The organism is Candidatus Hydrogenedentota bacterium, from assembly GCA_019637335.1.
Classification (GTDB): Bacteria; Hydrogenedentota; Hydrogenedentia; order Hydrogenedentales; family JAEUWI01; genus JAEUWI01.
Genome location: JAHBVV010000046.1, coordinates 15,801 through 28,008, shown reverse-complemented (window position 1 = coordinate 28,008; position 12,208 = coordinate 15,801). Strand labels below are relative to the sequence as shown.

The following is a 12,208-nucleotide window of genomic DNA, read 5'->3' as shown; positions in this document are numbered from 1 at the left end:
GAGCCAGCTTCATTCCGCTAAAGAATTACGCTTCTTCAAATTGGGTACGACACAGTCAATCCAGGTAACGAAATATTCAAAACCGTCACAGACTTGGGGCATGCGCTAATACTGGCTTCTACCGAGGTGTTCGGGAATGGGTATTTAGCCGTCTTATTGGAAACGCTTCCGAACAAGACCGACGTGGTGTCGGAGTTCAAGGATATGAACGCAGTTGTGTCGTGTTTTGACTCTGGCGCCTGTTTGGCCCAATTGGGGGCCGCCGAAAAGAATATAGAGCGGATAGAAGAAATTCGTGACAGACTCCAGGAGTACGAGTCGTGGTGGTTGTTTTTACAACGTTCGCCTTGGACAGAAGTGGGAAAATTGGGTTCTAGTTTCAATATCGACGATGGCTGGTCGTTGCTTCGCGGGGAGTTGGGAGCTATTCCAGATGCCACCATCCATGTTTGTAAGGACTTCACTGAATCATACTGGGCGTTTTATACGGCTTCGTATCCAAGCGATGACCTTTTGGGGCGTATTCATATACACTTGCGAAAAGCAAAAGAAGCAGGTGTAGGAGTTGAGTGTCTTGGTGATATAAGCGCTAACGAGGACAGATTGGAATATTAGGGAGAAGCGCCGGGATAAGCCGGCAAGATGTTGGGAGTGAGAGACTCCTACAGTTAAGAACAGGATATCACACTGTCCTCCGAGTCATGTCTGTATCCCCGTGATGCATGATTCGGGTGGATTTGGCGTGTTGGTCCCTGGGGGGACTGACACGGTCAAGCCCTTGAGGGCTTGATCGTGGCACACTTTGGGGCATGCCTTGACGGGAGCAGATCCTTGAAACCTATGGCATGCCACGCGCAACGGCCCAACCCCGGTCGGGACATACCCCCGCGGTGTGGCGTGACGCGTTGACGCACCGGGCGCCTTTGGACGCCGGTGCGCCTGTTGCAACGTCTGGCGCCTGTGCGGCGGTACGTCCCTTGCGCCGCCAAGGGACGGGTGCGCGCTGGGATCCTCGATCCCGCGCACGGAGACCGCCGTCCCGCGCAGGAGACCGCCGCCCTTCCCGAACACCGCCGGTGCGCGCGCCTGTCCCGGTCGGGGTAGCGGCGGGAGGCATGATTGTGGTGGTTTTGGCGTGTCGGTCCCTGGGGAGGACTGACACGGGCAAGCCCCGGGGGGCTTGACCGTGGCACACCTGAGGGCAGTCGACAATTGACAGTTGGCTGTTGACAGTTGTGACTGTGTCAGGTGGTGAAAGGGTGGGTTCAGGCAGGATGCCTGGGCTTTCTTGCAGGGGATGAGGGAGCGTTGGGATGCTGAACGTGTGTTGGGTCAGGCAGGGATGCCTAACCTCCTTTTGGGCCGCTCGTGTGTGCGGGGTGGTTGTGGCGGTGTTGGGTTGGCGTTGCTCCAGGCACACGAATCCGCCGGAGGCGGAATCATTGCGTGGTGCGGGGGCGATCGCGCCGCTTGAAGGGCTTCCCGGGGCTTGCTACACTTTTCGGCATGATGCATCTGGCAGTACGCGGGCGGCTTGCCGCGCGCGCATGGCGCCCCGCGGGGCGATTGTTCTCCTGCCCCGCGTGGTTGCGGGGGTGGGTGTCCGGGGTGTGCCTGGCGGCGCTGGCTGCGGGGCCGTGGGGCGTTGCGCGGGCGCAGGAGTCCGCCTCCTATCTCACCATCCCGCGGCTCGTGGAGGAAAAGCGGATTGTAAACGCGCACGAGCACATCCAGGGGGAGGAGAACCTGGAGGCGCTTCTGTCGCAGATGGACGCGCTGGGCATCGGGAAGACGGTGCTGGTGGGGAGCCCATGGTTCACGTTTGCGCTGTATGAGCGCGCGGGCTTCACGCGCTATGACGAGAACAACGCGGCGCTGGTGGCCATGGCGCAGGCGCACCCGGACCGGCTGGAGGCGTGGCCGACGCTGAATCCGACGGATCCGGACAAGCTGGAGAAGCTGAAGGCGCTGGTGGCGGAGGGGGCGACGGGCCTGAAGCTCTACCTGGGGCACGGCTACACGACGCGCCAGAACACCTACATCTTCCGGCCCGTGGCGATGGACGACCCGGGGATGATGCCGGTGTACGCCTACCTGGCCGAGCAACATCTGCCGGTGTGCCTGCATGTGAATCCGGCGAAGCCGGGCTTTCTGGACGAATTCGTGGCGGTGTTGACGCGCTATCCGGACCTCAAGGTGAACACCCCGCACTACTTCCTCTCGTCCATGGCGCATTCGCGGCTGCGCGAGATGCTGCGGACCTTCCCCAATATGTACGTGGACATCAGCTTTGGTCACGACGACTACCTGAAGACGGGCCTGGACCGGGTCTCGAAGAATCCGGCGGGCTTTCGCGCCCTGTTCGAGGAGTTTCCGGACCGCTTTATCTTCGGGACCGACTATGTGATTACCTCGCTGCGCCCGCAGCCGCTGGCGTGGTACCGCACGCGTACGGCGGCCTACCTGGACATGCTGTCCCGCGATCAATACACCACGGAACTGCTCCCGGGGCGCACCCTGCGCGGCCTGGCGCTGCCCGCGCCGCTGCTGGAGAATATCCTCTACCGGAATTACGAGCGCTTTCGGGCGCTGAAGCCCTCGGGCACGCAAATCACCCGCGCGCTGGACTGGTCGCGCCTGAACGTGCGCCCCGTGACGCGCGCCCCGGGGGAGGCGCTCCCGCCGCCGCCGCAGGCGTCCTATCGGCGGCGCGGATGAGCGCGGAAGAATCGATGCCCACAACCGAAATGCCCGCGCCGCCGGAGCGCCGCCGGGCGATGGGGTGCCACCTGGCGGCCTTCGCGGGGCTCATTCCGTTCGGGCACGTGGTGGCGCCCTTTCTCGTCTGGCAATTGCTGAAGGGGGACTCGGCGTTCGTGGATCACCACGGGCGGGAGGCCGTGAACTTCCAGATCACCGCCACGCTCGGCATCTGCGCGATCGCCATCGTCGCCGTCGTGCTGAGCGGCGCGGGCCTCTTGCCGGTGCGCTTCCTCCCCGGCGTCATCGGGGCGACCGTCGCGGGCGTGTGGGTGCTGTCGCTCTGGGCGGCGCTGGCGGCATCCGGCGGGCGCTGGATACGCTATCCGCTCTCCTTTCGGGTGCTCTAAGAGAACGGCAACGGGTTGCGCCGGAGCGCGCGCATGGGCTAGAGTACGCCGCCGCGTCCACACGCGGGGGCCGGACAGGGGTTCATGGATAATTCGCACGAATGAACAAAAACACACACAAATCGCTATATGTATTGATCATCGCCCTGATGGCCGGGGTTGCCTCCATCAGCGGTTGCGCCACCTTTTCCGGCGCTTCCGGCACTGCGGGCGGGGCGGTGGTTTTCGATCCGGCGCCGCCGCGATCCGTGCAGACGCAGTCGCTGCGCGATGTTCGTTTTCGCCGGTTTGTAACGTCGGAAACCTATGTTCCATCGGAATGGACCCGTGAACCCTCCATCTGGCCCATGGAGCACCCCGAGCGCATCGTCATCTCCCGTTTCGGGCCACGAGGCCGCAATAACAAGATGCACAACGGGATCGACATCAAGGCGCCTGTGGGCACGCCCGTCGTGGCCACGGCCGATGGCGTGGTCACCTATGCGGGCGTGCGCAGCGGCTACGGGAAGGTGGTGGAGATCGACCACGGCGACGGCCTCGAATCGCTCTACGCACACCTCGACGAAATCAGCGTCCCCGAAGGCGCCCAGGTTCTTCAGGGAGAGATCATCGGGCTGTGCGGGGACAGCGGCAACGCCTCGACCGCGCACGTCCACTACGAGGTGCTGATCGACAAGCAGCCCTACGATCCCTGGCTGTTTCTGCCCGCGATCGAAGAATAAGCCAGGCGCGCCATTTGCGGGGAAGGGCAACCACGACGCCAACCATCCACACCCGCGTAAGCATTTCCGTTCCCACCAGAATCGCGGGCGACTGCTCCGAGATTTCAAATGGGGCCACGGGTGCCACGTTCAAGCTCCGCGGCTCCGCCGCGAAGGCTTGAGCGTGCGAGACTCCAGTAGAACGCCAACCGTTAGGGGCAGCACTTCATCCGTTGGGTGATGCGAAGCGTCATCAATGGCTGTACTCCCAGGGACTGCGGCGCCCCATCACCTCGGATACGTGCACCGCGCGGGACCGAAAGCGCGCGCATCAAAACCGCCACACTGCCCACCGGCGCGGCTGTCCCGTCGCCGACCAGGCAACCGACACCTCCGCCACGAAAGCGCCCCACCCCAATTCGCGGGCGCCTGCTCCGAAAAAAAGTGCCTCAGCTTCACCACAACAGCCAAATCCAAACCAGATTACAGCATCTCTCCCAAGGAAGCGGCAAAGGCTGGGAGCGCAGGCGTCCCCGCCTGCCAGGCGGCGAAGCCGCCGTCCATATTCATCCTTTGAGTGATGCAACGCGTTATGAATGGCTGTACCACGTTGACTTGAACCCACCCGGCATGCTCCCATGGCGGCCCCAGTCGAATACACCACGAACGAGGAGACGAGGCAATGCACGGTGGCCAGCTGGCGGCAAAAACACTGAAAGCGGCGGGGGTGGAGTGCGTCTTCACCCTGAGCGGCGGGCACATCATGCCCATCTACGCCGGCTGTCAGGAGGAGGGGATCGACATCATCGACGTGCGCCACGAGCAGGCGGCCGCCCACGCCGCGGATGCGTGGTCCCGTGTTCGCCCCGGCGGCATCGGCGTCGCCCTGGTGACGGCCGGCCCCGGCGTGACCGACGCGGTGACCGGCGTGGCCAACGCCTGGCGCGCCAACGCGCCGATGCTCGTGATCGGCGGCCAGGGCCCCTTCTTCAACCGGGGCCGCGGCTCGCTCCAGGAAATGGATCACGTCGCGCTGATGCGCCCAATCACCAAGTGGGCGGACGCCTGCTACGCCACCGACCGGATCCCCGAATACATCGAGCTCGCCATCCGCCATGCCGTCTCCGGTATCCCGGGCCCCGCTTTCCTCGAAATCCCAATGGACATCCTCATGAGCGAGGCGGACGGGGAGGTGCGCATTCCGCGGATTCAAACCGCGCCCCCCGCCATCGCGCCCGACAAGACGCAGGTGTGCGCGGCGCTCGAGCTGCTCGCCGCCGCCGATCGCCCCCTGCTCATGGCCGGCACCAGCGTGAAATGGTCCCGCGCGGAAGCCGCGCTCGCGCGCTTTCTCGACCGCACCCACATGCCCGCCTACACCAACGGTATGGGGCGGGGGACCGTGCCCCGGGACTCGCGCCACCTCTTCAACCGCACGCGCCGCGAAGCCCTCGAGCAGAGCGACGTCGTGATCCTCGCGGGCGCCGTGCTCGATTTTCGCCTGGCCTTCGGCGATTCCATCCCGGCCTCCGCGAAAATCATCCAGCTTGAGATGGACAATACCCTCATCGGACAGAACCGCCCCTCGGACGTGGCCCTCGTGGGAAACCTGGCGTGCAGCTTCGACGCGCTCTGCGCCGCCCTCGACGCCGGCGGCGTCCAGCTCGATTTCAGCGCTTACGCCGCCGCGCTCCGCGCGAAGGAAGACGCCCGGGCCGCTGCCCTCTCCGAGACGGCGTCGAGCGACCAGGTCCCCATCCACGCGGACCGGCTCTGCCGAGAAATCGCCGATTTCGTGGACGACGACATGATCGTAATCGGCGATGGGGGGGACATCGTCGCGAAGACCGCCAAGGTGCTGCCCGTGCCGAAGAACGGTTACTGGATGGACCCCGGCCCGCTGGGCACCCTCGGCGTCGGCATGCCCTTCGCCCTCGCCGCACAAAAGGCGCACCCGGACAAACGCGTCCTGATAGTCTACGGCGACGGCAGCTTTGGACTCAACGGTTTCGAATACGACACCGCCATCCGCCACAACCTCCCCATCGTCGGGATCGTCGGCAACGACGCCGCCTGGGGCCAAATGATGCGGCCGCAGCTCGCCGTCTACCACGACAAGCCCCCCGTCGCAACGCAACTGCTCTACACCCGCTACGACCAGGTCGTCCAGGCCCTCGGCGGCCACGGCGAACACGTCACCGAACCCGGCCAGATCCGCCCCGCCCTCGAACGCGCCTTCGCCTCCGGAAAACCCGCCCTCGTCAACGTAGAAATCGAACGCGACCTCCAATTCGGCGGCGGCATCTACATCTGAGCACTCCGCCCGCGCGAGAATCCGTGCCGTCACCGTTTCAGGCGGCACCATCCGCTTGACACCGCAATCACCGCCTGCTAGACTAAGGCTCACTTCCCGAGCGGGACTAACTCAGTTGGTAGAGTGCCAGCTTCCCAAGCTGGATGTCGCGGGTTCGAACCCCGTGTCCCGCTCCATTTAAGTTCTTCCCTCCCAAGGCTTTACGCCTTTCCTTAATTTTCCTTGCACTACAAATTTGGGGCGATCTATCGACTCCATTGGCCCGAATTTCGATTGATATCGCGTTGACAATACTGCTTGGCCCTTTCCGGTTTATAGAGCGTGGTTTGTTGGACTTCGGGTTTGGATAAATACCGAACCTGAAATACTTACGGTCGTTTTGTTCTTGGTTAGTAGCGGTCAGATAATCTTTCCGGCCGGTATGGGGTAATGGGCGTGGGGTTGACCTTTTGTAGTGTAACTTGCAGCATCAAAAAACGTTGATATTGGTATCACCTACGAATCGAAGGATGTCGCGTGGTGTGCGTCGTTGACACGCCTTCAACTCTATTCGGGGGCTGACGTTGGACGCGAAGTCTCGATTTATCTGTCATACTGCGGCCCCTTCTTGGTACCAATCTCCACAATCGTGGCCGATTCGTGATTGCCGCGGTCATGATGACTGCCCCGTCTCTATCGTGGGGTGCACGTAACGTCTTTTCAACCATACGACACCGACCAGGTCGAACAGCCCCCGTGGCAGGCGGTTGCCAATTCCGTACTTGGATGTGCCATGGATCCGGGGGCGATGCGCGACCGGACATTCCACGATCGAAAGGCCGGCATTCCTCATCAGAACACCGAAGAAACGATGAACGCCGTTGAAGGACACGATATACGGCACGCATCGCCTTCTAAATCCTTTCAAGCCGCAGCCCGTGTCCCGAATGCCATCGTGCAACACCCAGTTACGAACCTGGTTTGCGACTCTACTCGAAAGCCGGCGTACCCAGGCATCATTTCGTTTCTCTCGGTAACCACAGACGCAGTCGTAGTCCTGCAAGAGTTCAAGGAAGCGCGGAAAATCGGCTGGGTCGTTTTGCAGATCGCCGTCGATCGTAAGGATGTATTCACCTCGGGCGTCGCGCATTCCGGCGACGAGAGCCGCGGACTGCCCCATGTTTGCCACGAGACGAAGATAGCGCATGCGTGGATTGGCCGCACACGCCCTATCCACCTGTTTCCGCGTGTCGTCCGTGCTGCCATCATCCACGAATAGACATTCGTAGGACCATTCCGACGGGCCGGCAAACGCCTTCTCCACTTTCGCCGCAAGCAGCGGGATGTTTTCAGCCTCGTTGTAACATGGAACGACTACAGAGACCCGGGGAGTCTCGCGGCCTGTGTCACTCGTTTCCTCGTGTGGCATATTCTCGTACTACTCCGAAGCCGACCGTCGCCGTGCCATCCGTTGCACACAGCAGGCGGTCGAGACCTCTCTACTGTTTCTTACTTGTTGAGCCGTGTCAGGCCTGCGGATGCGGGGGTACAGTTGCGGTTAAGCTGAAGGCATTGTTCGTAGCCTGCGCGCGCGCGGTCGTGGTGGCCGAGTTGCTCCCAGGTATAGGCCTGGAGTAAGCGGGCCTGTTCCAGGGAACTATCGCGTGCCAAGGCTTGTTCCACGAGTTCCTGGCCACGCCGTATGGCCTCGCCGTCGGCATCGGGTCGAAGCAAGTAGGTCTTCGCTTTCGAGATCAGCGCGCTTGCGTTCTCGGGATCGAGCTCCAAGGCTGTCGCAATGGCACGGTTCATCTCATCCTTGTATTTCCCCGCGCGAAACCGCGAGCGGATCTTTGTGCCCAGTAAATCCGCCCGAATGCGGTGTTTTTCGGAACATTCTTCCAGGAGTTGCGTGGCAGCCAGACCCGAGTCGGCGGCCGCGTCAATTCTCCTGCCGAGGGCCCGGCGTTCATTGACGGCGTCCACGGGCAGCTCCTCGAAGGCGATGCGCCGGAGTTCGGCAACCAGCAGCCAGGCCCGCGCGCGCAGCATGGACTCTTCGGGCTTGGGGTCCGCTTCCATCCCGGTGGCGAGTGTCTCAGCGCCGGGCAAATCGTAGGCATGGGTGGCTGCGGCGAGTTCGGAGGCCGGGTCGGACGTCGCTGCGCTCGCTATCGCGATGGCAAGAAGCAGTAGCGTGCTCATGCTACTTCCCCCTTCGAAGCAGCAACTGCGACAACCGTTGGCCGGAGCACTTGGTAGATGCGTTCTTCCTGCTTGCGGAAGAAGTGGTCGCAACCATCGAGTTCAACAAACTCAGTGCGTCCGGACATCGCGGCAAGCGATGCTTCGAGGCGTTTGCGATCAAAGACGAAGTCGTTGTCGCCCGCCACAAAGCAGACTGGTACAGTAAGGTCCTCCAGCCCCACGAGCGCCGCCTCGCGCAGGGGCGGACTGATGGCCGCGATGGATTCGGGCGGGTGGACTTGTGCCAGGAGCATAGCAAGGCAGCACCCGAAGGAGTATCCCACGTAGGCCACCGGCACGCCGGAAGGCAATGCGCCGACAAGGAAAGCGCGGGCGGCGACTGCATCGGGCAGCACCGCGTCGTAGCCCTTTGCAGCTTCGATTTCCACCCAGTATTCGTATGGGGATTGGGCCTCTGGTATTTCCAGTTCGCTCTTTCCCACCCCACCGTAGTTGAAGCGCAATACTCCGCACGCGTCCTCCGCGAAGCGCCTTGCCAGGTGCTCGATGACGTTGTTGTCCATGCGGCCGCCCATGTGGGGATGGGGGGACAGCAGCAGGACTCCCCGCCGGGGTGGCTCGGATTCCGGGTATGCCAGAACGCCTTCCACCTCTCTTCCGCCGGTGGGAATCCAGACGTTTTCCTCCACTATTGCTTTAGTCATCAATAGAGCCCCACCGCACGTGCCTCGAGTTGATGCACTTTCGGTCTTGGATCGCGAAGCCCTGCTGGCTGAAACCCCAAAGCTACGGCCGCGGCTGGGATTGCATCGTGGCGAATCGCGCAGTCACCTTCCAGCACATGGGGCAGGAAGCACGACCTGTCCAGGCGATGGAAGCAGACCGTACCCGGCGTCGATCCGTTCTCGGCTATTAATTCATAGATCAACCGGTCGCCGAAAGGCACGTAGACGGGCTCGCCGTTTTCGCATGGGGCCACCTGCGGACAAAGCCCGGCGAGGGTGTTGCCATAGCCCGAAAGGGCGACGGCATGTGGAAACCAATATGACGTGAGACGGTCCCAGAATTCCGGGGGCGCCGCCATACCGCCGAGATGAATGCCGGCAATGCGTTCTCGCAGTTCCCGTGGGAGGCGCTTACCCAAGGCTTCGAGGACCGGCGGGGTACTGAAGAGTACGCCGATGTCCTGGGTATTTAAAACGCGCTCGGCCTGCTCCAGGACGTGTTCCAGGTAGCGTGCGCGCCCCATGGAACCGGGCGCGAGTTTACGGTACCAGCGCGGGTCAAAATCGACGGAGAAGGGGTCGCTGGATCCCAGGGCGCGTGCGCATTCGCGGGCGGCTTTGCCGATGATGTGCGGCCCCGATGGCCCTATGAAAAGCCAGTGTCGGTTGCGTGGAAAGTCCATGAGTCCTGCGGCGGCGACGAAAGGCCCGACAAACGCGGACTGGAAGTCTTCGAAGGCGTAGGCGGTACGTTTCGGCACTCCTGTTGCGCCGCCGGTTTCCGCCGTGACGAATCGGGACAGGTCGTCATGGAAGACGCGGGGTATGAAGTGTTCGACCGGCCGGTCCGCCAATTCCTTCAGGTCAAAGGCCGGAAAGCGGAGCAGATCCGCCCTGGTCCTGATATCTGTAGTCGGTTCGAAGGGCAGGTGTGGCCCTGTCTCCAACCAGTAAGGACTTCCCCAGACCGGGTCGAAGTGCAGCGCGATGATTTCCTGGATTCGATCGTTCACCGGGTCTTGGTCCCTTCGGTCGTTGTCAATTGAATCAGTGCCGGCAACAGCAACAGGTCCGCCGCCAGTGCCGCGGCCATGGCGGCGGCGGATAGCAGCCCAAAATAGCGGATGGGGCCGAAGCCCGAAAGGCCGAGGGTGAGGAATCCTGTGCACGCCATCAAGGAGGTTGTCGCCATGGCCGGCCCGTTGATCCGGATCGCCTCGTGAATGGCCGCGTGCGCGTCACCCGATTCCCCCATTCGTTCACGCCACGTCAGCAACAGGTGCATGGTGTCATCCACGGCGATTCCAAGGGCCATGGCCGCCACCATCACCGTCGCCGGATCCAGTGGAATTCCCGTGAGCGCCATGAGGCCGAAGAGCACGGCTATGGGCGCGAGGTTGGGCGCAACCGACAACAGCAGGAGCCTGCGCGAGCGCAGCCCGAGGGTAATGCAGATGAAGATGACGGCGACAGCGAGCGCCAGACTCTTCAACTGTGTTTCCACCAAGGCACACTGCGCACGGACAAGTCGCAATACGACACCGGTGTGGTACCCGTCCAGACCATATTCGACAAGTGCGGTCTCTGAAGCGCGGACGATTCTCAACAGTGCCTCGCCGTCCATGACCCGAATGAGCGACGACAGGCGAATGGTATTGCCGTCTGGCGATACCAGGGCGCGTAGCGGCCCGCGATCCGCCACGGGAATGTCTTCGAGAAGTCCCTCCGCCGTGGCACGGTTGTCGGGCAGGCAATAAGGCGAGCTCTCACCGCCTGCCGACCATTGGTTCAGCTTCTTGAGGTAATCCAGGGGGCTGAGGACCCGCGCCACACCCTCGGATACTTCCAGGGCGGCGGCCTGCCGTTCGATGGCAGGCCAATGAACAGGATTCAACCAGGAATTCGGTAGTTCCAATACGGTTTCCAGCGTGTAGAGTCCGGTGAAGACCTCGGCCACAGCGGCTGAATCGCGGACGATGGGTGTGTCGGGGTCGAGAAAAGTCAGGGGATTGGACTCAATATCGAGGTGCGTGGCAAGGAATGCGCAGACCAGGGTTCCGCACGCGGCCAGTGTTACGATATATTTGGCGCTTCTCGAGTTGGGCGCGTGGGCCAACCGATGCCAGGCGGAATCGAGCGGGCACCGCCCCTCTGCCCGGAAGACGTTACGCGAGGTCCGTGACCCGGGCATCCAGGGGAGCAAGAGGCCGCAAACGCCAAAAGTAACCACAAACGCCACGGGCACGCCCAGGGCGGCGGCCAGGCCCAACTCACGGACGGGTTTCATGGCTGCGCTCAATAAGGCCAGAAAGCCCATGGAGGTCGTCAGGGCGGCGAGGAGGTTGGGCCGTGTGGCCCAGGCCAGCGCTTGATCCCGTGCGGCGGCCGGCGCCAGCCCATCGTCCAGTGCGCGGTCATAGTAGCGGAGCAGGTGAACGGCATACGCGGCCGACAGCATCCAGAGAACCGGCGGCAGCGCCACGGTGACCATGTTCATGGTGAGCCCGAGCCACCCCATGAACCCCAAAGCGACAATCAGGCTCAATGCGGACACGGTGGCTACTGCGGCCACCCTGCGGAGCGAGCGTAACAGCACCAGCAGCAGTGCGGTGGAACTCACCACGGCCAGGGGCAATAAACGGCGGCTTTCGGCCTCGGAGGCGGCGTCGAGGGAGGCGTTTACGGCGCTGGGACCGACCACATGGGTGGTCCAGCCTGCTTCTCGAAGTGGCTTGGCCGCCTCCCGAACTGCGGCCACGTACTCCCGTCGCTCCCGGGGCGTGAAATTGGAACGGCTGCCAATGATCATGCCGGCCATGGAGCGGTCCGGGGCGATGATGGCGCCATCGTAGAATGGGGAAGATGCGATTTCCGATTCCAGCTCCGCGCCGCTCTCCACGCCGAACTGGTCTCGAAAGAGCGACGGCAAACTTTGTACCGAGCTTACGGACGGTAGCGTTTCGATGGCCTCAAGCACGGATAGTTGTACGTCGAGGGCGTCGTCGTCAAACAACGGGCCGCCCGTGTACGCCAACAGGAGGAAGTCTTCTTCGCCGAAGTTTTTTTGGAATGCATCGTACCGCTCGGCGTCGACGTCGCTTGCCACCCATAATTCGATGCCGTTGTCTAACCGGAGCCAACGCATGCCGTAGGGGGCAACGCAAGTTAGAA

At 62.5% G+C, this 12,208-nt stretch carries 10 protein-coding genes and 1 tRNA gene; 6 read left to right on the top strand and 5 right to left on the bottom strand.

Features of this window, described 5'->3' with window-relative positions:
- The first annotated feature begins 204 nt into the window (after positions 1-204).
- The 6 genes from KF886_26360 to KF886_26335 all read left to right on the top strand — a co-directional run bounded on the left by KF886_26360 (position 205) and on the right by KF886_26335 (position 6,301).
- On the top strand, positions 205-615 hold the full coding sequence (locus KF886_26360; protein MBX3180886.1) for a hypothetical protein: 411 nt from the start codon (positions 205-207) through the stop codon (positions 613-615).
- Positions 616-1,599: 984 nt separating this feature from the next.
- Complete coding sequence (locus KF886_26355) at positions 1,600-2,718, top strand: amidohydrolase family protein (GenBank protein MBX3180885.1); 1,119 nt, start codon at positions 1,600-1,602, stop codon at positions 2,716-2,718.
- Between the two features lie 14 nt (positions 2,719-2,732).
- The gene (locus tag KF886_26350; protein MBX3180884.1) at positions 2,733-3,110 is read left to right on the top strand and encodes a DUF4870 domain-containing protein; all 378 of its coding nucleotides are present in this window, start codon (positions 2,733-2,735) and stop codon (positions 3,108-3,110) included.
- A gap of 101 nt (positions 3,111-3,211) precedes the next feature.
- On the top strand, positions 3,212-3,832 hold the full coding sequence (locus tag KF886_26345) for a M23 family metallopeptidase (protein MBX3180883.1): 621 nt from the start codon (positions 3,212-3,214) through the stop codon (positions 3,830-3,832).
- 661 nt (positions 3,833-4,493) lie between these two features.
- Complete coding sequence (locus KF886_26340; protein ID MBX3180882.1) at positions 4,494-6,125, top strand: hypothetical protein; 1,632 nt, start codon at positions 4,494-4,496, stop codon at positions 6,123-6,125.
- Positions 6,126-6,225: 100 nt separating this feature from the next.
- A tRNA-Gly gene (locus tag KF886_26335) sits at positions 6,226-6,301 on the top strand.
- Between the two features lie 476 nt (positions 6,302-6,777).
- Here the strand turns inward: KF886_26335 and KF886_26330 are convergent.
- From KF886_26330 to KF886_26310, 5 genes are all read right to left on the bottom strand, one after another.
- Positions 6,778-7,533, bottom strand: coding sequence for a glycosyltransferase family 2 protein (locus KF886_26330; GenBank protein MBX3180881.1), 756 nt, complete (start codon positions 7,531-7,533; stop codon positions 6,778-6,780).
- Between the two features lie 80 nt (positions 7,534-7,613).
- Positions 7,614-8,309: a hypothetical protein gene (locus KF886_26325; protein ID MBX3180880.1), complete on the bottom strand. Its 696-nt coding sequence runs from the start codon at positions 8,307-8,309 to the stop codon at positions 7,614-7,616.
- Positions 8,306-9,019, bottom strand: coding sequence for an alpha/beta fold hydrolase (locus KF886_26320; GenBank protein MBX3180879.1), 714 nt, complete (start codon positions 9,017-9,019; stop codon positions 8,306-8,308). Before KF886_26320 ends, KF886_26325 begins: the two co-directional genes overlap by 4 nt.
- Positions 9,016-10,050 carry a hypothetical protein gene (locus KF886_26315; protein ID MBX3180878.1) on the bottom strand — a complete coding sequence of 345 codons (1,035 nt, stop codon included), beginning with the start codon at positions 10,048-10,050 and terminating at the stop codon, positions 9,016-9,018. The genes KF886_26320 and KF886_26315 overlap by 4 nt, the downstream gene beginning before the upstream one ends.
- Entirely contained in the window at positions 10,047-12,143 is a 2,097-nt protein-coding gene (locus KF886_26310) for an MMPL family transporter (GenBank protein MBX3180877.1), read from the bottom strand. Before KF886_26310 ends, KF886_26315 begins: the two co-directional genes overlap by 4 nt.
- Between the last annotated feature and the right edge of the window lie 65 nt (positions 12,144-12,208).